At 32.5% G+C, this 23,557-nt stretch carries 14 protein-coding genes and 1 pseudogene; 10 read left to right on the top strand and 5 right to left on the bottom strand.

What is annotated here, in order from left to right:
• The first annotated feature begins 104 nt into the window (after positions 1–104).
• Positions 105–356, top strand: a pseudogene (locus tag M3206_RS06930) (nucleoside triphosphate pyrophosphohydrolase).
• A 62-nt stretch (positions 357–418) separates the two neighbouring features.
• Positions 419–2,848 carry a DEAD/DEAH box helicase family protein gene (locus tag M3206_RS06925; protein ID WP_251311789.1) on the top strand — a complete coding sequence of 810 codons (2,430 nt, stop codon included), beginning with the start codon at positions 419–421 and terminating at the stop codon, positions 2,846–2,848.
• Between the two features lie 342 nt (positions 2,849–3,190).
• On the opposite strand, the gene M3206_RS06920 is transcribed toward M3206_RS06925, so the two are convergent.
• The 3 genes from M3206_RS06920 to M3206_RS06910 all read right to left on the bottom strand — a co-directional run bounded on the left by M3206_RS06920 (position 3,191) and on the right by M3206_RS06910 (position 6,686).
• A complete protein-coding gene (locus M3206_RS06920; RefSeq protein WP_251311788.1) occupies positions 3,191–4,924 on the bottom strand; it encodes a recombinase family protein in 1,734 nt (577 codons plus the stop codon).
• Positions 4,925–4,993: 69 nt separating this feature from the next.
• Positions 4,994–6,514: a recombinase family protein gene (locus tag M3206_RS06915; RefSeq protein WP_251311787.1), complete on the bottom strand. Its 1,521-nt coding sequence runs from the start codon at positions 6,512–6,514 to the stop codon at positions 4,994–4,996.
• Complete coding sequence (locus M3206_RS06910) at positions 6,507–6,686, bottom strand: hypothetical protein (protein WP_251311786.1); 180 nt, start codon at positions 6,684–6,686, stop codon at positions 6,507–6,509. Before M3206_RS06910 ends, M3206_RS06915 begins: the two co-directional genes overlap by 8 nt.
• Positions 6,687–6,951: 265 nt before the next feature.
• Between M3206_RS06910 and M3206_RS06905 the strand changes: the two genes are divergently transcribed.
• Genes M3206_RS06905 through M3206_RS06895 form a run of 3 tightly spaced genes read left to right on the top strand, consistent with a single transcriptional unit; the run spans position 6,952 to position 12,058 of the window.
• Positions 6,952–7,818, top strand: a complete 867-nt coding sequence (locus M3206_RS06905; protein ID WP_251311785.1) for a DUF4007 family protein — start codon at positions 6,952–6,954, stop codon at positions 7,816–7,818.
• Positions 7,815–11,228, top strand: coding sequence for a hypothetical protein (locus tag M3206_RS06900; RefSeq protein WP_251311784.1), 3,414 nt, complete (start codon positions 7,815–7,817; stop codon positions 11,226–11,228). The genes M3206_RS06905 and M3206_RS06900 overlap by 4 nt, the downstream gene beginning before the upstream one ends.
• A 14-nt stretch (positions 11,229–11,242) precedes the next feature.
• Positions 11,243–12,058 (top strand): phosphoadenosine phosphosulfate reductase family protein, encoded by an 816-nt coding sequence (locus M3206_RS06895; protein ID WP_251311783.1) that lies wholly within the window; start codon positions 11,243–11,245, stop codon positions 12,056–12,058.
• 58 nt (positions 12,059–12,116) lie between these two features.
• Here the strand turns inward: M3206_RS06895 and M3206_RS06890 are convergent, their stop codons facing one another.
• Positions 12,117–12,416 carry a hypothetical protein gene (locus M3206_RS06890; RefSeq protein WP_251311782.1) on the bottom strand — a complete coding sequence of 100 codons (300 nt, stop codon included), beginning with the start codon at positions 12,414–12,416 and terminating at the stop codon, positions 12,117–12,119.
• Positions 12,417–12,730: 314 nt separating this feature from the next.
• Here M3206_RS06890 and M3206_RS06885 point away from each other — a divergent pair, with 314 nt between their 5' ends.
• Genes M3206_RS06885 through M3206_RS06875 form a run of 3 tightly spaced genes read left to right on the top strand, consistent with a single transcriptional unit; the run spans position 12,731 to position 21,392 of the window.
• On the top strand, positions 12,731–14,545 hold the full coding sequence (locus tag M3206_RS06885; RefSeq protein ID WP_251311781.1) for a hypothetical protein: 1,815 nt from the start codon (positions 12,731–12,733) through the stop codon (positions 14,543–14,545).
• Positions 14,545–16,092 (top strand): hypothetical protein, encoded by a 1,548-nt coding sequence (locus M3206_RS06880; RefSeq protein ID WP_251311780.1) that lies wholly within the window; start codon positions 14,545–14,547, stop codon positions 16,090–16,092. The genes M3206_RS06885 and M3206_RS06880 overlap by 1 nt, the downstream gene beginning before the upstream one ends.
• Complete coding sequence (locus tag M3206_RS06875; protein WP_251311779.1) at positions 16,092–21,392, top strand: FtsK/SpoIIIE domain-containing protein; 5,301 nt, start codon at positions 16,092–16,094, stop codon at positions 21,390–21,392. The genes M3206_RS06880 and M3206_RS06875 overlap by 1 nt, the downstream gene beginning before the upstream one ends.
• Before the next feature lie 15 nt (positions 21,393–21,407).
• On the opposite strand, the gene M3206_RS06870 is transcribed toward M3206_RS06875, so the two are convergent.
• Positions 21,408–21,647, bottom strand: coding sequence for a hypothetical protein (locus M3206_RS06870; protein ID WP_251311778.1), 240 nt, complete (start codon positions 21,645–21,647; stop codon positions 21,408–21,410).
• Between the two features lie 636 nt (positions 21,648–22,283).
• Between M3206_RS06870 and M3206_RS06865 the strand changes: the two genes are divergently transcribed.
• Together M3206_RS06865 and M3206_RS06860 are read left to right on the top strand one after the other, a co-directional pair.
• Positions 22,284–22,448 carry a hypothetical protein gene (locus M3206_RS06865; RefSeq protein ID WP_251311777.1) on the top strand — a complete coding sequence of 55 codons (165 nt, stop codon included), beginning with the start codon at positions 22,284–22,286 and terminating at the stop codon, positions 22,446–22,448.
• An 81-nt stretch (positions 22,449–22,529) separates the two neighbouring features.
• Positions 22,530–23,099, top strand: coding sequence for a histidine phosphatase family protein (locus tag M3206_RS06860; RefSeq protein WP_251311776.1), 570 nt, complete (start codon positions 22,530–22,532; stop codon positions 23,097–23,099).
• Positions 23,100–23,557: the final 458 nt, after the last annotated feature.

The following is a 23,557-nucleotide window of genomic DNA, read 5'->3' as shown; positions in this document are numbered from 1 at the left end:
TTATTTTAATTTTTTAGTCAACTTAATAAATCATTTAAATCCTTTTTCTGGTATTGGATTATTGGTACTATTATCATACACAAAAATATAAAGGGGTAATAACCATGCCTACATACAATAAACTTGTTCGTGACCGTATTCCAGAAATTATTGAACGAACTGGAGCTTCCTTTAACACTACTATTCTATCTGAAACCGACTATATAAAAGAGTTAAAAAGAAATGTTATGAAGAACATGAATATGTAGCAGCAAAAAATGACAGGGATGCTGTTGAAGAACTGGCTGATTTGCTAGAATTAATGTAATGCACTTGCGAAGGTTCATGGAGTAGATTCTATGAAATTGAAAAAGTAAGGCAGGAAAAAAGCAGAAAAGCGCGGAGGATTTCAGGAACGTATCTTCTTGATTGATACAGAATGAAGTCTATTAAACTCGTAACAAACAACCTCTATGAAGAACTTCTTAAAGGATTACAGAATGCAAGATCCATTCACATACTGACATCCTTCATAATGAAGTCAGGTGTTGATGTTCTTGCACCACATCTAAAAGGAGCTGTAGAACGGGGTGCTGAAATACAAGTCTGCACTGGTGATTATCTATTTGTCACACAACCAGAAGCACTTGAAAGGCTAATTGCAATCCATCCTAATATTTCTGTCCGACTGTTCAAGAGTAATGGGAAGTCGTTTCATCCGAAAGCGTATCTTTTTGATATTCCAGATGAAAATGGATATTTCATAGTAGGCTCATCAAATTTATCTAGATCCGCACTTAAAATGGGAACAGAATGGAATCTTTCTTTAGCTGAAAGTGTTAGTCCAGAAACATATTTAGATGCATTAGATCAATTTCAAAAAACATTCCTTCATGACCAAACAATACCCGTTAATAAAGAAACATTGGAAGAATATCAATTGCAATATAAAAGATACCACCAAAAACATCCTGACTTAGTTAGAACTTGGACAGAAATAGAAGAGCAAGAAATGACATTGCTAACAGTTGAACCTGTTCAAGAACCCGAGATGTTAGTTGATCCTACAGCACCATACATAATAACTCCAAGACCTTCACAACAAGAAGCTTTAGAGATGCTTCAAAATACCTTTGAAGAAGGCTATGACAAAGCAATGGTTGTTATGGCTACGGGACTTGGTAAAACCTATTTAACTGGATTTTTTGCACAAAATTTTAGTAGAATCTTATTTATTGCTCATAGGGAAGAAATATTAAAACAGGCTATGCAATCATTCCGGCATATCACGCCTAATAAAACTTATGGCCTTTACTATGGACCAAAAAAGCAACCAGAAGCGGATGTGATATTTGCTTCTATATATACACTCGGAATGAATAGACATTTAGAGGTCTTTTCTCCCGATGACTTTGATCTGATTGTAGTGGATGAATTTCATCATGCTGCAGCACAGTCATATCAACGTGTTATAGATTACTTTAAACCAAAGTGTTTACTGGGAATTACTGCAACTCCAGACCGAATGGACGGAAAAGATGTTTATGCGATATGTGATGGAAACGTAGCTTATCAGATTCATTTTATTGAAGCTATACAGAAGCAGTGGTTAGCTCCTTTCCATTATTATGGTGTATATGATGATACTGATTACCGGCAGATAACTTGGCTTGGTACCAAATATGATGAAGAAGAATTGTTAGCTGTTCAATTAACAGAAGAAATGCTGGAGAAAGTGTACGCAGCATGGATCGAGCATAAACAAACGAGAACAATTTCATTTTGTTCATCAATAAGGCAAGCTAACACATTAGCTAAATATTTTATAACAAAAGGTGTAAGAGCGGTTAGTCTTAATTCTAAAACAATTGATATTTCTAGAGAAGATGCCATACAGCAGGTAAATGATGGTCAATTAGATATTATCTTCACCGTAGATCTGTTTAACGAAGGAGTAGATATTCCTTCTGTTGATACTCTTTTATTTGTAAGACCTACTGAATCATTAACTGTATTCACTCAGCAAGTTGGACGTGGGTTGCGTCTTCATAATGGAAAATCACATTGTGTTATTATTGATTTGATTGGTAACTATAGAAATGCAGATGTCAAAATGCAGTTGTTTAATACAGAATCAACAAAAGAAAAAAGCAGAACGGATGTGGTTCCATCTGTCCCGACTGGATGTGCAATAGACTTAGATATACAAGTAATAGACTTATTAAAAGAACTGCAAACCAAGAAACAGCCACGTAAAGAAAAGTTATTAAATGCTTACCTTGAACTAAAGAAAGAACTGGGGAGAAGACCGACCTACTTAGAATTACATTTAAAAGGAAATGCTCCAAGTCAGGAATATAGACAGGAGTTTAAGTCCCTTGTAGGTTTTCTTTATTGGGCAGATGAACTCTCTGATCCTGAAAAAGAAGCTTTTAAAGAAGCGGAAGACTGGCTCATAGAAGTAGAGAAAACAGGAATGGCTAAAAGTTATAAAATGGTGGTTCTAAAATACATGCTCTCAAGAGGTGTAGATGACTGGTTAGATCCAGTGACGCGGGAAGAAGTAGCTCCGTTCTTCCACAAATATTTAACTGAAAAAGAGTATAGAAGACGGATAGATTTTTCAGATAAAGCAGCTAAACAAATGTGGGAGTATGATGAAAAGAAGGTTGCCAGATTAATTGCGAAGATGCCTATGACTAAATGGGGTGGAAGTTCCAATGCTATGGTGACTTTTGAAAATAATTCATTTCTAATTCATAAAGTTTTTGCTAGCAATGTTAATGAACATATATTTAAATGGACAGCTGAAATTATTGACTATAGGTTACATGTACATTTTGAAAGGAAACAAATAATAAGTAGGTGATTTTATCAAAAACAAAAAATGTTTAAAATGTGGTGTCCAAATCCATTATACAGATTGGATTATTTTAAAAGAAATGGCAATGTTACCGATTTGTGATAATTGTTTACTTGCTGAAGAGCAAGTTTTGAAACAAATGAGGAACAAACTAGTTCAACTTTAGAAAAGGTAATAATTTTTTCCTCAAAAAAATAAATGCATTTTTTAAGCACGCTAATTAATTAGTGTGTTTTGAAATTTTTCCACAATAGTATACTTTTTTGAACGTGCTATATTTTTAAAATGACATTTGTAATTAACGTTCGTTAAGTTTATAAAATTAATATTATATGTTCTTTGATTATTTTAACTTTTACGAACGATTTTTTTATGACAATATAGATAAATAAAAGCAAAGAGTTTAATATTAGGTGCGGTGAACCGTACCATAAATAGAGGCAAAAAAAGTTGTAAATAAGGTGGCATTTTGTCGTTAAGATCAGGATTTAAAGTCGAATTTTTCTCTGAATCAAGAGACAGTATGTGGATGAGTGTAAAGGTCTTGGACAGATTGACCTCGGAAAAGTCAAAATCTAGTTCAATTTTATCCACAGTTCTAAAACGACCATTAGAATGCTTAATCGTTATGTTATTTAGTAAGAGCTGATAGAGTTGCTTCTTTTTTTCTCGCGAAGACTGTTTGAAAATTCCTAAGTACTTTTTTAATAGATGACTAATAATATCTGGAGGAATTATCTTTGAGTCTGATGAACTTAGTTGAACGCTAAGTTCATTTTTCTTTTGCTCTAAACCTTTTTTTTCTATGGTAAGCTTTTGTAAGCGTTCTTGTAAAATTGCAATTGGGAATAGATTCTGTTCAAATGCTTCCATGTACTTTTCTTGCATGGTATTAACTTTGTTTAGCTGCTCTTCAATTTTTTCTAATTCGTGTTGGTTTTGTATAGTCGATTGAACTGTTTGTTTATTTAGAGACTCTATTGTATCGATATAGAGTTTGGAATCGGCTAAGAAATTCTCTAAGCGGTTAATTACAGATTCTTCTGCTTCATAAGCTCTAATTGAATTAGCCTTACAGGCAGAAGAGCCTTTATTGTGAAAATTACCACAGACATAGTAACGATGTTTATGTTTTGACCCATTTTTGCGAACAGAAGTAGTAATTGAAGGTACCATTCCTTGGCCACAATCAGGACATCGAAGAATACTACTTAATAGAAAAGGTTCGTTTGATTGACGTTGCTTAAAGGATTTACTTTGTCTACGTGCTTGGACAATACTCCAAAGCTCAGTCGTAATAATGGGATCGTGTTTTCCGTCTACAATTATTGGGTTAGGATTTTTTCCTTTCCTACGTCGTTTATCCCAATTTTCTACTTGTAACCATCTTATCTTACCTATATAAACTGGATTGTCTAATATTGTTGCTATACCGTTGATTGAAAAGTGTCTATCGTGCTTTGTCTTATAACCGGCTTTGTTAAGAAAATTAGCTATTGCCTTTAAGCCTTTACCTTCTGAATACTTTTCGAAGATTAAAGTTACAATTGCTGCTTCTTTCTGGTTTATCATTAGTTCTTTCTCTACTGAATCATAGCCAAATACAAGACCTCCATTCCATGAACCTTCTTTTGCTCTTTGTGTCATTCCAAGCTTTACGTTTTCTGATAGGGTGTTACGTTCCATTTCGGCGATAGAAGCCATAAGTTGAACGACTAAACGGCCTATAGGACTACCAGTGTCAAAGTTCTCTGAGTAAGAAATAAACTTCACGTCGTTTTCTTCAAATTGATCTAGTAAAACGAGGGTGTCTAACATATTACGGGAAAGGCGTGATATCTTCCAAACTAATACTGCTTGGAATTTTCCCTTATCTATATCAGCTACAAGTCTTTGCATTGCAGGGCGACCTTTAATAGATTTTCCACTTATCCCCTCATCTACATATTCATTTGAAATCTCCCAACCATAAAGATTTGCGTATTGACGAAGGGTTTGGAGTTGAGCTGATATACTGTAACCTTCTGATGCTTGTTCTTCAGTACTTACACGTGCATAAATAGCAACTTTCTTTATCTCCATCTAATTACCTCCTTTGAATTAATCATACAATGGAAAATAAAAAAGGAGAAAGGACAGTTTGCCTTTCTCCTAATCTAATGATAAGTCATTTTGGTTGAAGTTATAAATTATGTCTTTTATTTTACGATCCTTGGTGCTATCACCTTTAAGAACATGAACTTCCTTAATGATATAATTTAACAGTAATTTTCTCTCTTCGTTAGTAAGTATTTCATAAAAATCACTAAATCTTTTGACACAAAAAGTAATAACATCCTTGGATGTATGACTTTCTTTAAAATTTATCTGTTTTGTAAGTTCTTCTAAGACTATATTATTTTTATTTAATTCTTCTTGATGAGACAAAAGTTTACTTTTTAATAATTCCTTGTCTAAACAGGCTGTTGGATCATCCATTAAATCAATAACTGTATTCATCCTTTTTTTGACAAGTTTTATTTGATTTTCTATTCTTTCTATCTCATTATAAACTGGTTCAAGTTCAAAAGATAATAATGATTTAGTTGCAGATTCAATATAAGGCGAAAGGTTGAAGCCTTGTAAAAAGCTAATGAGTTCATTTAAAACGAACTCTTCTGCATATTCTTTTTTTACAAGATTGGATGAACAGGCTACTTTACCACTATTTTTATTTTTACTACATTGATAATACTTATACTTTACACTGCTATTGCCTTGTACCATTGAAGAGCCACATTCTGGGCATTTCAACAGTCCAGATAAAGGGAAAGATCCCGGATGAATTTTTTCTTGTATATAGCTCCTTGTTTTCATTACATCTTGGGCTTTTTCCCAAAGGGGTAAGTCAATAATCGGTGTATGAATACCTTTCTGATATTTCCCTTTCCATTTTGTATTCCCAATATATAACTGGTTTTCTAGGACAGTTTTAACTGCATTAATTGACCAATATTTATTATTTTTAGTTCTAACACCTTGAAGATTTAGATTAGAAGCTATTTTTTTATAACCCCACTGTTCAACTGCATACTTTTCAAAGATATATTTTACGACCTTGGCTTCTTCAGGAACAATAATTAATTCTTTATTATGTGTCTTATAACCAAAGACTATTCCACCTAAAAAGTGACCTTCATTTGCTTTTTTCTCCATACCAGAAGCTGTTCTCATATTGATAAATTCCCGTTCGAGTTCTGCGACTAAAGCTAACACATGTACAAGAATTTTTGCAGAAGGGTCTTCTGTATTAACATTGTCAGCGATAGATATAAGGTGTTTGTCCAATGAGTTTAGTCGTTTCATTATATACAAAGTATCTAGGGTATCACGAGAAATTCTGTCTTGTTTAAAAACAATAATGTAGTCTACATCATCTTTTGATCTAAGTACATTATTATACATTTCCTTAAATCCATCTCTACCTTCAAATGATTTTGCTGATTTTAGGTCATCAGTATATATTTCAACTAACTCAATATCATTTAATTCACAGTATTTCTCTATTTCTTCAATTTGTTTTTCAATTGATGTGTTATCAATGTATTTGTTAGGACTTTTTCTTACATAACCATAAGCTCTTTTTCTTTTATTGCGAATCTTATTTCTCTTCTTTTTTTTATTTCTACTCATTAATAATCACTCTCCCACTTATAACTTTCATTTCAATGGTTTCTGAATGTTTGACGATTAGTTCGGAAATATAACTTAAAAAGTCAGAAGCATTAATCTTCCCGTGATCTTTCTCGATAGCTAATATTGAAGCGTAATGAGTGTTATAGTCAGTGAATTTTTCTTTTTTCATATTAATCATCCTCTAAGTACTTAATCCAAAAAGTTGCCGGCTACATTTGGTTGTAAGACATAGTACTTTGAGAATCTTAATATTTTAAGAGTTTAATAAAATTTTTTTATAAATATTAAAGCAAGAATATTCTGATTATACTTCCTGACACAATGTATATGGTTATTTCTTCTAATTTCATAACTGAAATGCAAGAAGAAGTATGATAGAATGAATTAGTAGTTATTCTGGAGACAATTCTCCAGAAACAAAGGAGCGAACTAAATTGGGTTTTGGACAACATCAAAGCTTTTATCTCAGAACATATTGGTTAAGAAAAGCTATACAGCAATTAGATAATAATAGATTTTTTTATGAGAAAGATGCATCAGAATTGATTGGGTTAGGGACAAATATGGTTAAATCGTTGAAACATTGGATTGAGGCAACTGATATTTGTGAAACTGATAAAAGGGATAGTGATAATAAAGTAATTCACACCATCTCACCATTTGGGCAAATCTTTAATGAGTATGATCCTTATATAGAGATGAATGATACTATTAGTATCATTCACTATCACATTGTGGACAGTAAAGAGCCATCAACTACTTGGTATTGGTTCTTTAATGAATATGAAAAAAATTCTTTTGTAAAGGAAGAGGCTATCAAGGATCTTATTACATGGATAAATAAGAATTACGATTCGAAGAATTCAACGGATACATTAGAACGTGATATTGATTGTCTAATTAAACAGTATTATTCCAAAAACAAATCCGATGATCCGGAGGAAGTGATTCAAAGTCCTCTTGCAGCATTAAATCTAATAGAAGAAGTAGACGGTAGGATTTACAAAAAAAATCCTAAATTTGAAGATATCGGTTTAACAGCATTAATGTACGTGTTGTTGAAATATGGTCAATCAGAAATATCGATAGATGAGATTGAAGCGAGTAAAAATCTATGGGGGAAGGTATTTAATTTACAAAGAAGTGAAATTGTAAGGGCAATTGAACAACTTGTAAATGCTAGTAAGTATCCACTTGTATTTGATAGGACGAATAGATTGGATTTAGTTAGAGTTACTCTAGTTGATCCTATTGAATTTTTAAAAGAAGAGTATGTTAGGAAAGAAAGGGCATTAAGATGATAATTACACAGAGTAAATTCAAATCAAGTGTTAATATAAAGCTCGATTTAGGTAGTGAATGGATAGCGGAAAGGTATATTCCAACTCCTACTCATTCAGAGAGTCTCTCCGGAGTTCTAGAAGGCTTTTTAGATAAAGGAAACAAGTCTCATATATTAATAGGTTCATATGGTTCAGGAAAGTCTATGGTTGGAACTTTAATAGCAAATGTAGTATCTAAAAATATTGAACAGGATACCTTTAATGAATTAGTTAGTAAATTTGATAAAGTAACTACTAAAGAGGCAGCTGTTGGCCATTTACTTAATCAAGTAAGGAATTTAGAAAAAAGATATATACCTGTAGTGATAAATGGAAATCAAGGAAACTTCCGTGAAGCAATAATTTCATCAATACACAAGACAATTATTAAATATGGATTTGATTTCTCTATACCTTCTTATGTTGATGAAATTAAAAATAAAATCTCCTTATGGGAAGAACATTATCACGACACTTATGTTCAGTTTAAGGATTATTTAAATACAAACAATTGGACTATAGAAAGCTTTATTCGAGATATTAATGAACATGAACCTGAGACAGTGGATTGGTTTAAAAAGCTTTATCCTATATTAACAGCAGGTGCCGAGTTAAGCCTCTCTTATAATCTTGACTTAACTGAGCATTTAACAAATATCTTAGATGAGCTTGATAAAGAGAACTTAGGAATATATTTAGTATATGATGAATTCGGAAGGTTTCTTCAAAGTTTAGATAAATATGAAACAGTTGAAGCCATGCAAGACATTCAAGATATAGCCGAAGTAGCTGACCATCATCAAAGTGCAAACTTTAATATTCTGTTAATAACTCATAGAAACTTAAATCAGTATTTCCTTAGTTATGGGGAAGATTTACAAAATGAATTTAAAAGAATTCAGGGACGTTTTAAGATCTATCATACTCATAGTGATCCAGCAACATTTATTAGACTTGCTAGTCAGGTTACGTCGGGTTATAGGAATAATTGGAATCAAGAATATAGTTTTGAAAATGAAATAATAAAATATGATTTATTTCCAGAATTAAATGGACGAGAAAAGAAGACAATAGTAGTCGAGAATTCCTTTCCTTTACATCCAGTTACACTTTATACCCTTCCGCGTCTAGCAAATGCTGTAGCTCAAAATGAGAGAACATTATTTACGTTCTTAGAAAGTAACGAAAAAGGTGGACTAGCAAATTACTTTCACACAGAAAAAGCATGGTATCTTGTTAGTAGTTTATTCGATTACTTTGAACCAGCATTTCAAGAATTTATGAGTGATTCCTTAATCGGAAATGCATACCTTAAATATTTGAGAGTGAAAAAAAGAGTAGAGAATACAGTTACTGCACACAGTGAGTTACAGCTACTAAAGCTATTCACACTGTGGGATATTGCAAACCTAAGTAGCAAAAGAAAATTAACAAATGATTTTATATCGTTTGCGCTTAATTGGGAGTTAAATAAAGTTAATAAAATAATTAAAATACTTGAGAATAAAAAACTTCTAAGGTACAGACTATTTGATGAGAATTGGGAAGTATTTGAAGGCAGTTCTATTGATTTAAATGCGAAAATCAATGAAAAAAAACTCTTAGGTATAAATAAACTTGATAGCATAAACATTATTAGTAAGGTCTTAGATACAAAATATGCTTATCCCAAAAGGTATAATGATAAAAAAAATATGATTAGGTTTGCAGCTATAAAGCCTATATATGCAAATGAACTATCTGATACAGAATTACAATCTATCAATCAAGATTCTAATTCAGATCTTAAAATTTTGTATGTTATACCTGAAAAGGATTCAGATATTGAAGAAATAAGAAGTCTCATAGTTAAATTAAGCAATGAACATTCTCGGATAATATTTGCTTTACCCAAGAAGCCTCTCAATAATTTTGATGAGGAAATTTTAGAATTATCTTCAGTGGAGAAACTATTAGAGGATAAATATTTATTGAATGAGGATCCAATTGTTGAAGAAGAGTTGCTAAAGATTAGAGAAAATAAAATTCATAGATTAAGGCAGCTTCTTGAGCCAATATCACATTATAAAGGGTCTTTCTGGATTCACGAAGGAATCAACATAAGCGTCAGAAGTAGAATAGCTCTAAGTGAACAGTTATCACAGATTGCATTTAAGTATTATGGGAGTACTCCAATAATAAATAATGAGTCCTTTAATAGAAGGAATATTTCAAAGCAACAGTTAAATGCCGCTAAAGAAGTCATAGACGCTATTATTAGTGGTGAGAGTAATTACAAATTTAAGGGTCCTGCCAAGTTAATATATGCCTCTGTTGTAAAAAATAATAATATTAATGGTCAGAATGAAAGTGAAGAAATAACATTATTACGTCAAAAAATAATGAATGAGATAAAATCAGAAAGCGGGAATTTCTCAACCTTAATAAAGATCTTTAAAGGCAAAGATTTTGGTATTAGAGAACCAAATATTCCTGTATTACTGACAGCTATTTTAAAAAATGAATGGAAATATATAATGTTTTACCATAAAGACGGTTCATATATTAATGATGTAAATGGTGACATTTTATATGACAGAATGTTAGATAAACCAGAAAATTATACTTTTAGTCATCAAAAATTAGATAATAAGTATAAAAATATAATAGATGTAATAGATGAATGTTTTGAGTCATATAGAACGGAGTTAGATTCCTCTTACCATCCTAGTGTACGATTAAACAGAATGCTATTAAGGTGGCTAAATAGCCTCCCAAAGATAGCTCAAAAGACAAACAGTGTATCAACAAATGCAATTATTTTTAAAAAGCTCATTACAAAGGGCGAGTTTGAACCAGATACTGCATTAAAGGAACTATTAAATTTAAAACTTGATGTAGAAATGGTAAATAAAATTAAGCAAGAGTGTGAAGAGTACTCGCAAAAGCATAAAAAACAAATTGAAAAAACTGTTTTTGAATTAACCAATACCAATTCCTTTGAAGAATTATTTGATTACATCCAAAACCAAAATGAGATATTAAAAGTTGATAATAAGTTATTTAACTTGATTTTATCAACTGATAAAAATAATTGGATAAATGAATTGTCAAGCGAATTAGTAGGTGTAAGCAGAGAAGACTGGTCTGATGCAACTAGTGAAGTATTCTTCAAAACAGTCAAATCACTCTTAGAAATAAATATTGAAAGCCTTAAAGATGAATATCATGAAGTAAAAGTTGATTCAAAGACTTTAGCAATTCCTAAACGAGAACTATCTCCAAAGGGGAATATTATTTATTCTAATGTAAAAACAGATCTTGAGTTAATGGCAAGAAAACTACCAAAAGAAGAAATTACTGCACTGCTATATAAGTTATTGGTAGATTACTATGAAGAAAACAAATAAAAAGGATGATTAGGATGTATGGTAGAGAACCGATATATATTGCCATGTTTAGCGGTGGTGCTGCAAGTGCTTATGTTGCGTATTTAATGGTACAAAAACACGGTGAGGAAAAATCACAGTTATTTTTTACTGATACTCTATGGGAACATAAAGATAATAAACGTTTCATGGTGGAAGTAGCAGAAAAAATTGGGATAGATATAAAGACTGTTAGAGATGGGAGAACACCAGAGGAGGTATTTGAGGAAACACGTTTTCTTGGAAACTCAAGACTTGCAAAATGCTCATCTGATTTAAAAGTGCACCAAACAATGATCTACCTTGAAGAACTGCGAGATAATGGATTTGAACCAATACTTTACTTTGGAATCGGTAAACATGAGAAACGGAGACGTGAAGGGATTGAGGCATTATATAATCATTTCCTACTTCCTCGTAATGGAGAGGAGCAACCAGTAAAAACGGTATTTCCACTTTATGAAAGTAATATATCAGATGATGAAATAAAAAATATTATTACAAAAGACTGGGATATTCAACTTCCGGAAATGTATCATTTAGGATTTTCTCATGCTAACTGTGGTGGTAGATGTGTTAGAGGTGGATTCAATCATTATAAGCATTTATATGAAACTTGGCCAAGTGTTTATATTGAACAAGAAGAAATGGAAAATAGACTAAGAGAGCAACTAGGCGATGTTACCATCCTTAAAAGAAATGGAAAGCCATTTACCTTAGAGGAATATCGCAAAGAGTTGGATAAAGACTCTGAAATTGCAAAAAAGTTAGTTGAAGAAAATGATGTACCCTGCGTTTGTCACTATGCCTAACATTAATCTAGAGAGCTTGGATGTAAAATTCCAAGCTCTCTTATATTTGGCTTTTAAATTAGTTGAATTGCTCTTTAAGTTCCTTAATTGCTTCAAATACAGAAGGTAAATCATCGTCTAGGATGTGGCAGGGATAATTTTCTCTGATTTCTCCTTTTTTTCTTGCAATATCAAAACTAGGATTAGTACCATATTGAACAAAAATAATACTAGCTTTATGGATATTATCCGGATCAGCTGAGTGCCAATGCACAGTACAATAAAATACACGATAATATCTTTTTTGACCTTTTAATTCACCATAACTTGATGGAATTAGCTTAAAACCCCATTCTTGATAAAGTGGTTCATATAACATATTATCACCCTCTATTTTAAAGTTAAGGCAATCATAATTCGGTATGTAAAGATTGTAAAACCTCAAAATTGGCCGTTTTTTATAAGTACTTCCTATAAATACTATATGATTAGCTTCTAAATTCTTTCTTTTAATTAGAAACTCATACCTTTTTTTATAAATTAATTTTAGTTAAAAAAATATTTGAAAGTATTTACTCCTTAAAAATATTTAATTGTGCTATTAGTATTTAATTCATGGTGTAATAGACCCAATTATTAAAGTATAATTAAATTAGGGAAAATTTGTAACGTAAAAAGGAGGGGATTAAAAAGATGAGCGCAATAAAGTCGAGTTGGGTTAACTTTTTAAGACAATATGGTCCTATTCCTCAAAATGACAATATGTATGATGAAACTATACAGTCAATTTTGAGGAAAAAGAAAGTTACACCAATCAGAATTGATATGGAATATCTTGATGAACTAGTTGAAAACTTTAAAAGTGTAAATCCTTATTCAGTGATATTGACTGGTACAGCGGGAGATGGCAAAACCTATTACTGTCGTGAAATTTGGAAAAGACTTGGTGGATCTGAAGTTAAGTGGGCGGAAAATAATAAGATAGAAGAGTTAGTGGTTAATGATTACAAAGTAATATTTATTAAAGATTTAAGTGAGTTATTGGAAGATGAAAGAGAAATCCTTTCTACAATGGCTGACTCGATTATGGGTGTGGAAAATAGAACAGTATTTTTAGTAGCTGCTAACGATGGACAGTTGCTTGAAACGTGGAAGATGGTTAATCAAACATATAATGTTATAGATACAAAAAAGTGTATTGAGGACCTTTTAGTAGAGGGGAAAAAGGAGCAAATAGGCTATTTAATAAAATTATACAATCTAAGTAAAACTAATTCAGCAAACCTTCTTCCAAAGATAATTAAAGAAGTATTAAATAATCCCGGCTGGGAAGAGTGTAACAATTGTCCACTTAATAATTCAAATGAAACCCTTTGCCCAATAATTGAAAATAAGAAGAGATTAGAAGAAGAAAATAGCTTAATAACGAAGAGGTTAGTAGACTTATTAACTTTATGTGAAATAAATGAGATACATATGCCACTAAGGCAATTACTACTCTTAGTTTCAAATATGTTACTAGGTCATCCGGATGTTAGGGATAAATTATTAAAGTGTAGCGATATCTCAAAAATAAATGAAAACAATACAACTTACTTAGCAAGTATTTACCGTAATATATTCGGAGAAAACCTGTCTGAGAGAAAGAGAAACTCGACAGATATATTTGTAACACTAAATAAATTCGGTATAGGATCAGAAACGAATACGCTCGTAGATAATATACTGATATTTGGAGAAGATGATCAGGAGTATTATGAACTTTATGAACAACTTGTTCTATTAGATCAACAATACGGAGCTGATAAGGTCTTTATTTCTGAGAAAAAAGCCTACTTAGAAGGCGATGTTGAAGACAAAGATAATTTTCTAGAAATGTTAAAATCTCAACGGCAAAGATTATTTTTTGTAATTCCTGAGAAACTAGTAGATAGATTAAACTTGTGGAATTTAACAACATTTCAATATGCAGGAGAATTCCTAGACCAAGTTTATAGAGTCTTAAAAGAAAATCAAAGGGTGAAGCCTCAATACCTTACCCGATTAGTAAGAGGTTTAAACAGAATTACCACTGGTTTATTAGTGCAAAATAATGATCAATTAATCTTATCTACTTCCGGCAATTACTCTCAAGCCAAAATTAGTAGGGTTTTGGAGGAAATGGTTTCTGTTTCTCCAAAAAGAGGTGAATATATCAAGTTTGATATGGGAGAAGACAAGCAAAGATTAAATTTAACTGTGAGTTTTGCAAGTGACCTAGAACCAGTGAGACTTAACTTACAATTAGTAAGGTATGAGTTTATTTCTAGAGTGGCAGAAGGTGCATTACCCGGTAGTTTTTCAAGAGAATGCTACGAGGATATTCTAGCATTTAAGAGTAGATTGTTAAAAAAACTAGATGATAGAAGACTAGCGGATGGTGAACTTGAAGAGGCGCAAATTTCCCTTAAACTATTAAAAGTAAATGATAAAGGAATAGTCGAGCATAAGACTTTGGAGGTGTTCTAATGCTAAATACTCTTCCACGAACATCTAACAATATAAAGTCGGATTTTTGGGTAGATGAGGCAATTTGGGGTCATAGATTATACGATGAACAAACACCGTGGCTTTGTTTAATGGAATTCATGGGAGTATTAAACTCAGAGTGCGAAAGAGCAAGAGCATTTATGGAACAAGAGTATAATACGTTGGCATATAGTCCATATACTAGAATTTATTTAAGGAATATACTTTTTAATAATCCTTTTATGGAAATTGTATATCGGGACTATCAAGCAACCAATGATGAACAAAAAGCTTGGAGCGATTGGATAAAATTAGCTGAGCAGAATTTCGGAGGAAGTGATTACCCGAATCTGTCCTATTTAAAGGAAAACTTTGACACCTTCGACAAGTTCTACGAAACAGTTAAATTTCTTCAAAGTAATACTATTGAAGGAGAAAATAATAAAAGATGGAGTTCCCAATTTATCTTTCCCTATGGCAAAGAGTGCTTATATGAAGATTTGAGGGTGAATGGGAATAAAGTTCAAAATGATAGAAGGTTCTTTGGAAGAACTGGTGAGCTGTTATACTTAATGCTTTCCCGTTCAACAAAAGGGGAAGAGCTTTTGAGCTTTCTTGAACCAAATATCATCAATTCAAAGTCAATATATAACAGATTAGCCCAATTATTGCAGCCGAATTATGGAAAGGCAGAAGTGGCAAGAGATTCAACAGGATCCTACCTGCCTTATGAATATTTACCAGAGTACACTAATATGGCTGAAGATTGGATAAATATATTTAATAATAAGATACCGGCATACGATACTATACCACATATAGTAAATATTACGGGCCTACACATGATTATCTATTTTCTTAATAGGTCAAAAGATGTTCTTAAACAGAGTAATAAAACCCAGTTTATTTTAGAAATATTGGCGCCTAAAAAAACAATTATCAGGGATCTCGCATCAGATTCATATATTAACAATAATAACCTTTCTAGACAAGCTTTAGAGCATTATATAAGAAGCATCAAAGAAACAGAGGAGTGGAAAAGCTTACAAAGCTTTCCTGATCCATTTTTTGAAGCGCAAAAGTTATTAAATAGACAATTCTTATGGCCATCAAATAACGATGATTTATTATCAGAAAATATTGACTCATTGGTAGAAGAGTTAGTGGACAAAGCAATTGCAAGACATAAACAGCACGTTAACAACTTCCATAGGGTATGGGGAAGAGAAATAGGATTCTCCTCAAGTAGAAATAGTCAACGAATTAGATATGCACCAACAGACAGTCTCTTAAAGACGTTAGTATTAGCAAATGTACCTGAAAGAATGGAGTTCCAAGACTTTCTGAAGAAGCTTTTTGAAAAGTATGGTTTTATCATTGGCGATAAAGAGGCAACAGAGGTTATTAATTCAGGTCAAGCTGATCAAGAAGCTTTCTCGGATAATTCACAAAGGCTAGAACAAAGGCTTTCTAGTATGGGATTACTAAGAAGGTTGTCTGATGCTTGTGCATATGTAGAGAATCCTTTTGCAAAGGATGGTGTATGATGAATCATTTAGAGTTAATTGGAAAAGTAGCGGTTGAATATTTAAAGTCTAATATAGAGAATGAATCTTCGGATGGAACTGCTAGATTTTTATTGGATAGATTGTCCGGTCCGCAGGTATCCGTGATATGTAAAGAAATCTTAAATGATAATTACCTTAAAGACATAATTGATATAAAAATACCGCTAGAACTAGCTGTTGGTAACGATTTACCTGATAGTATTATTACTAGAGAAAGAACGACTAGGTTACGACATACCCATACTGATAAACCAGTACTACTGTTGGCAAATAATAACGACGACCAAGGCCAATCGTTAAGGAATATTTATACTATAGGAGCTAATGATCTAAAAGTAAATACTAATCTTTGGATAAAAGTGGTATCGAACGATTTACCCTCTATAAATGGAAGTGATAGACTACTAAATATATGGGGAAAAGCCTTAACAGGATTACTTAGTATTAACGATTGTAGCTTAGAAATGTTTAGTAAGTTTATTGTAAGTACTAGAAAAAGTATAGATGAAGATGGAACTTCTCTTATCGAGGGGTTAGGCTGGGCATTACCCGCCCTAAAAATTCCTAGAGATTCTGGTTGTTTCTATAGTATCCCTGACAATCGGTTAACCTATAAAAATAAGTGGGCAGCAGCATTTAAAGAATTAAAAGAAAAGAGAAGTTATTTTCTTCATAAGTTAACCCCTTCTAGAGATGTAATAGAAAATGATCAACTTAAAAATTCGTTTGAAGATGCTAAAGAATACATTCCTGAAGATATACATCCTGCTATATTAAAGTTCATAGAATCTAAGCCCGGATGGAATGAAGAATCTGAGGTGTTAGCAAACTATGAATGGGAACAAGACCATATTGGTACTTTTTTCTCAGGTATAAAAATCTCCAAAAAAACAACACTAGCTGAGGAAACTAAGGAATTCCTAGAGGATGAGTATTCAGATTTAATTACGGAAGAAGATGAGAGCTACCTAGAGCTATTGGATAAGAGAAAAGCAAGGGAACCAAATGAGGAAGATATAGCATTCTATGAAAAGCAGAGATATCAAATTGAAAACAATAAAAAATTAAAGGCCAAGTGGGATAAGTTTATTTATGGGAAGCCTATTGAGTGTAATGACTTCTTAGTTGGATTTATGCAAGCAATAGAAAGGCTTTTTGCACAATCAGAAGCTTCAAGTGGGAAAAAGGTAATTAAAATTAAAACTCAAAAGAGAGATTCAAGAAGTGCTTGGCTAAATTTAAATACCGATTTAGGCTTGTATTTTTGTACTAGATATAAGGGGTTAGAGAAATTAACAAAACCTTTAATAGAATGGGATACTTGTTATCTTTTCGAATACGATAGCTTTATAGAAGAGGAAAAGAAAAGGGCAAAAGCGAAGGGAAACCCTTTTAAGCCAAATAACTCCATATCAAAAGGTTCAAGACAAATTAAATTTTACTTTGAACTATTCTATCAAGATGAACACGGCATAGAACAAGACTGTAAAGTTCAATTGGTTTGGGAAGGTGCAACAAATGCAATTGGGATGGAGCTATTTAATGATTTGAGAAGATTAAAGGAAAATCCTTTTCAACACACAAGTGTAGCGAAAAACCCAATAAGTAAAAAAGGAAAATTACAAGGAATATCGCTAAACGATATCTATACCTTGCAGGCGGTATATAGGCAAGATAGAGGTTCTCTTGTAGGAGTATATGAGTTAGATAAAGATATATCAAAGCAATTCCTTCAGGAATTAGAAAGTTCTAGAGTTGAGGGGAGAGTTAATGAAGCGGGTTATCAAGAAATACTTAACTCTTGGGAGAGGTTTTCTAAAGAGTACACTAATGCTCTCAATCACTGGGTAGAAGAAGGCTTAATAAATGAGTCACACACTCAACAGTCAATACTATATGGAGAATTATTAAGTAAAATTGCCAAATATGCAAAAGGTGACATTAACCGGATTAATCTTTGGTATCCAATTATTAAATTAGGAGTGGTAGAGGTAAGAGACACAAAACCTTTAGCAATTATACCTCCTTGGAACCCTTTCAGGATGTCTGCTCTTGCGACGAAAATGCAACAAATTAATAATATAATAATTTACTTATTATCATCAAAAGAAATAGACTTTGGAGATTCAAAGCTATTCTTCAATGAACTTATAAATGATATTGAGCATTCATATTATCCAGAGATTTGCTTAGGATTTAATGGGGAAGACATCCCTGAATTATTATCAATTACAGATTCTCTTTATGATTACAGTCTAATGGAAATGCCAATTGTTAAGGTAACTGATCAAGAAACAAATGAAGATCCAAGAGATGCAAGTGAAAAGTTAACTGGATTATTAGAGCGATATCTTGAGTTGCAACCCCATGAAGGTGCAAACTTAGGCGTCGTATTATACAATTCCGATTCTACAAGATTACCACTGTCAATTGTGGACTCTATCTCGAAATTAAATAGTAAAAATGACAATATAAGGTGTCAAGTGGTATTAAGACATAGAGATACAAATAAATTAAATCAGATATATTCAAAGATGGTAGAAGGATCTGATTCTGATCCTGATATGTTTGTTGCAAGTGAAGTAACAAACGACTTTATGGCAAAGCTTCGTATAGGAGTAATGGCACATCAATCTTCTGTTTCAGAAAAAGAGGAAGGTAAACCTTACGATATAGTGTTTTTACAGGATGTAATATCCAGACAATCTAATTTTGAGTGGACCAAAGTAGAGACAACTTATAATCCGAGTAATTTAGAGTTATTTCCAGCTAGATGGTCACGACGTCGTCCATCAGCAAAAGATGAATTAAAATCTACTACTTATCTAGTATGCCCTAGTCAGCTAGCCGAGGGATGGCAGTATTTAAGCTTTATTAGAAGCATATCTGAAAGTGTGGATGAAGAAACAGAGGGGTACTTTTTACCAGCAAGGCAAATTACCTTTCAAAACAGTGAAACTAAAAATGTGTTTGAAGAGTCTCATAAGCTTGGCGAGTGGGTAGCAAATTATGATGAGCTACTAGATAGAAGACTTTTAAAAAGCCAAGGTGTCAATGTGATAAAATACCAACATAATAAAACTAATGGTCCAAACCTAGTTGTTTCTACAACAACATCTCTTAAACTCTTAAAAATAATATTAAAAAGAAAATTTAAGGCACTAAACTTAGGTATCAATGATGAAGATATCGATTGGTTAACAGACTATTTTATAAATGAAGCTAATGAGTTATCAGGAGATATTGTTTTAAGAGCGGCAAAAATAGGACGATATGCCAGTGAGTTAATGGGAGTGGTCCTTAGTAAGTTAATTACCAAAGAAGAGGTTGAAGAAGAGGGAAGCATCGGCTGGTATTTCCTTGATGACTATGCAAGCTGGTTAGGCAAAAAAGAAGAGCAGATTGCAGACATACTTGCTCTTAGTCCATTTGAGAAGGATGGAAAATACTACTTAAAACTGTTGGTTACGGAGGCTAAGTTTGTAGATATTAAAAATCTTTCGAATTCCAAAAAAACCTCAAAAAAACAACTTATAGATACTGTTTTAAGAATAAATGAGGCATTATTCGGTGTACCTAGTCGTCTTGATAGAGACTTATGGTTGTCCAAAATTAGTGACTTACTTGTAGAAGGCACAATTTTTATGCAAAACTCTACAATTTCAATTGAAAAATGGAGAGAATTAATTAGAACAGGTAAGGTAGAAATAGAAATAAAAGGGTATTCACATGTTTTTGTGCCAACAAGTGATGGAACAGACACTATAGAGAGTGAGCAAGTAAAAATAACTGATATAGAAAACTGTTACCAAGAAGTATACTCAAGGGAGTCTGTAAGGGGATTAATTTTATCGCTCCTAGAAAAGAAACCGTTATTTACAGTAAGATCTCAATTTTCAACTGAAGTAACATGGAAGAAATTCAGTCCTTCATTACCTACGGACAATCAGAATTCTGAACAAAGTCAGTTTAGTGGAACACAAGAAGTAAGAGACCATATTAACAGCAGTAAGAATAATGATACGAATGAAGATATAGAAGAACGTAATTCTAGTAACACAGAAGAAGAACAACAACCTATTGTCACAAAGACTAAGCTTACTGAAGAAAGTAGCAACAGCCTTCAGGGATGGATAATTAATAATATCAATGAAGAAAGTCATAGTTTATCGGATCAAGAATGGTTAACTAGCGTAGTTAATTCTTTAAAATCAGCATTGGCAACCTATAACCTTCAAGGGAAGGTTTTAGAATCTAGATTAACACCAAATGCTGCTATAATTAAGTTAAAAGGCTCTGATCGTTTAAGAGTAGAGGATATTGAAAAAAAGAAATCACAACTTTTAACCACACACGCTTTAAATATTATTAATGTACTACCTCAGCCCGGTGAAATAGTTGTTTTTGTAGAGAGACCAGAAAGAGAAACTATATCATTAGCGAATGTTTGGAATAAAAGAAGCTTGAAAAATGACGTACACGATACCAATTTAAATTTTGTTATGGGTGTAAAAGAAGTTGATGGAGAGTTGCTCTATTTAAATCTAGGTGGACCTTTTGGTGGACTCGAACAACACGCCCCTCACACGCTAATTGCAGGTGAAACAGGTAGTGGTAAATCCGTATTAATCCAAACGTTGATACTTGATATATGCGCCACTAACTCAGTTGAAACAGCTAAGATATACTTGATTGACCCGAAATACGGAGTTGATTATCAGAATCTTGAAGAACTACCTCATTTAAGTGAAGGAATAGTTATAGATCAACAGCGAGCATCAGAGATTTTAGAAGAGCTTGTAAATGAGATGGAAAATAGGTATTTAAGGTTTAGAGAATATAAAGTACCAAATCTGAAAGAATACAACGAAAAAGTCCCTGAAGAATTAAAATTACCTTTTATTTTTCTTATTCATGATGAGTTTGCAGATTGGATGTTAATAGATGAATATAAGAGTACTGTATCTTCCACAGTTCAAAGGTTAGGGGTAAAAGCAAGGGCAGCAGGAATTCATCTAATATTCGCTGCACAAAGACCAGATAAAGATGCGTTACCAATGCAACTAAGAGATAATTTAGGTAATAGACTTATATTGAAAGTTGGAAGTTCAGGTACATCTGAGATTGCATTAGGGGAAAAAGGTGCTGAGAATTTATTAGGGAAAGGCCATTTAGCAGCTAGATTGTCAGGAGAACCTAATTTGATTTATGCACAAGTACCTTTTATATCAAGTAACGAAATCTATAAGGTAACCCAATTCATTAAGAATAAAAAATAATAATAAAGAAGATGGCTATAGTTTTTCGCCATCTTCTTTATTTTCTTCACGTAATTGTCTCCGTTTATTTTCATAATCCTCTTCAGTCGCGTGCTTCCACTGTGCATCAAGAATCAATTCAGACCATCTCGTATCAGAAAGATTAGATTGTTTATATACCTTTAATAACATGAATTTTAATTGGTGTTCTGTGTATAATCCGTCGTAGTAATCTAAATATAATTGCTCTAGGCTCTTCTTTAATTCTAACTCCATAAATAACCTCTATTCTATTTCTATGGCTTTGTTGATTTTACAGTATTCAGTTTTCTACCAAAGTCATATGGTTGTGAATAAAGTACTTTTCCACATTTCAGGCACTCAACATCACAAACTCTATCATATAAGAGTTTCTCATGTTTTTTTAAGTTACTGGGAGGTTCCTCTATATGGGTAACTGATAATACACCACCACAAGTACAAATCATCTTAATACCACCGTTTCCAACAAAGGTTATGAATGAAAAACATAATTGAGTACTTCTTATTTTATAGTTTATATCTTACAGTAATTTGTATCAAATAAAAAGGGGACCCTATGTGAGGATTGATTTGAGTTAATTTAACCTTATTTATAAAGTAATCAACGAAGGTGAAAATCTACGCAGAATTTTGTGTTTTGCCTGTTTAGGGATTATATATTAGATACAATAGGAAAGGAGCGAAAGGTACGAAGATAGAGCGTGATAGGGCAATTAAAGCATTAAGTTGATGAGTGATAGGGCACATAGAGGTATAAGGCACTTATATCGTTTATATAAATGACAACGGCGCTAAAGTCAGAAAGTATGCAAATAAATAGAAAAATAGAAATTGAAGAAAATATAATTATACCAAAGGATAGTGATTAAATTGAAAAAACAAAATAAAGTTGTGGAGATTAATAAATGGGCAAGGACTATTAATCAAAAACGCTCAATGCTTCAATTAACAGAAGAAAGAAAGAAGAAAAGGGAAGATAAAATTAAACAGATTGAAAAAGAAGCAGATGATTTATTGAAAGAACTAGGAGACTAGTTGTTAGAGATTCGTCACAATAAAGTCATAGAGTAAAATGGATTGATTGCTATGTAGTAAAAGGTGAAGGATGGGGAGTTAATGAAAACAGAAATATATTTAATTAGACACGCTCATTCTGATTTTTCTTTAGAAAACGAAGAAACTAGAGAGTTATCTGCACAAGGTTGGGCTGACGCACAAAAGATTACCGACAGAATGATAAAAGAGGATATTCAACATATAATATCTAGTCCATATGTAAGAGCAATACAAACAGTTGAAGGACTAGCAAGGTATTTAGATAAGGAAATTGAATTGGATTCCCGCTTCAAGGAGAGAGACTTAGCATCAAGAGATTATCATTTTGATAAACCACTTGAAGCCATTAAATATGTGTTTGATAACCCCATCTATAAGTATCCGGGTGGTGAATCTAGTCGAGAAGTTCAAGAACGTGGAATAAGCGGTTTGAAACATATTGTTTCTAAATATCGTGGAAAAAGGGTAGCAGTAGGCATACATGGGAGTATCATGACATGTACATTGAATTATTATGATAAGGAATTTGATTATCATTTTTGGAGCAATACTACAAAACCAGATGTATATAAATTAACACTAGATGATCATTTCAACTTAGTAGAGTTTAAAAGATTATGGGAACAATAGAATTAATAATGTAGAGTGCAAAATAAAAAATATAGCCCTCTTTTTGAATTGGGAGAGTTCTTTTATTACGGAGTAGACTGATACGGCGCAATAAATAACTTCTAATATGGAAGAATGTGTACTGAAGAAAGCAGTGTTATATGAATAATTTTCAAGAAACTATACATTTATACTGGTGCGTAATGTTCTTGGTTTAAGTGAATTGTGATTACCCAACTTCGGTAAAAATAAGGGAGTTTCAGTCCTCAAAAGGGTTACATCAAAGAGTTGAATGAGTAGGTAACGCTTCGAAAGTCTCCCGCTGCGTTGAGTAGCACACTAATTAGGAAGAAATAAGAAATAGTGTTTTATAAGCTCGGCAAATAGTTCATATCGCAAAAGAAGTTGTAGTTATTTAAATGTTAATTACCGAATTAGCAACAATTGAACAAATATACGCCCAAAAAAGGAAATCGGAT

The organism is Fictibacillus phosphorivorans (assembly GCF_023715845.1).
Classification (GTDB): Bacteria; Bacillota; Bacilli; order Bacillales; family Fictibacillaceae; genus Fictibacillus; species Fictibacillus phosphorivorans_D.
Note: the sequence above shows the minus strand (reverse complement) of the source record. Positions and strands in the feature narration are given on the sequence as shown.

What these genes read in the sequence shown, in the direction of transcription:
- M3206_RS06925 (WP_251311789.1), top strand. Translation starts at nt 419, where the DNA reads ATGAAGTCTATTAAACTCGTAACAAACAACCTCTATGAAGAACTTCTT.
- M3206_RS06920 (WP_251311788.1), bottom strand. Translation starts at nt 4,924, where the DNA reads ATGGAGATAAAGAAAGTTGCTATTTATGCACGTGTAAGTACTGAAGAA.
- M3206_RS06915 (WP_251311787.1), bottom strand. Translation starts at nt 6,514, where the DNA reads ATGAGTAGAAATAAAAAAAAGAAGAGAAATAAGATTCGCAATAAAAGA.
- M3206_RS06910 (WP_251311786.1), bottom strand. Translation starts at nt 6,686, where the DNA reads ATGAAAAAAGAAAAATTCACTGACTATAACACTCATTACGCTTCAATA.
- M3206_RS06900 (WP_251311784.1), top strand. Translation starts at nt 7,815, where the DNA reads ATGATAATTACACAGAGTAAATTCAAATCAAGTGTTAATATAAAGCTC.
- M3206_RS06895 (WP_251311783.1), top strand. Translation starts at nt 11,243, where the DNA reads ATGTATGGTAGAGAACCGATATATATTGCCATGTTTAGCGGTGGTGCT.
- M3206_RS06890 (WP_251311782.1), bottom strand. Translation starts at nt 12,416, where the DNA reads ATGTTATATGAACCACTTTATCAAGAATGGGGTTTTAAGCTAATTCCA.
- M3206_RS06885 (WP_251311781.1), top strand. Translation starts at nt 12,731, where the DNA reads ATGAGCGCAATAAAGTCGAGTTGGGTTAACTTTTTAAGACAATATGGT.
- M3206_RS06880 (WP_251311780.1), top strand. Translation starts at nt 14,545, where the DNA reads ATGCTAAATACTCTTCCACGAACATCTAACAATATAAAGTCGGATTTT.
- M3206_RS06875 (WP_251311779.1), top strand. Translation starts at nt 16,092, where the DNA reads ATGAATCATTTAGAGTTAATTGGAAAAGTAGCGGTTGAATATTTAAAG.
- M3206_RS06870 (WP_251311778.1), bottom strand. Translation starts at nt 21,647, where the DNA reads ATGGAGTTAGAATTAAAGAAGAGCCTAGAGCAATTATATTTAGATTAC.
- M3206_RS06860 (WP_251311776.1), top strand. Translation starts at nt 22,530, where the DNA reads ATGAAAACAGAAATATATTTAATTAGACACGCTCATTCTGATTTTTCT.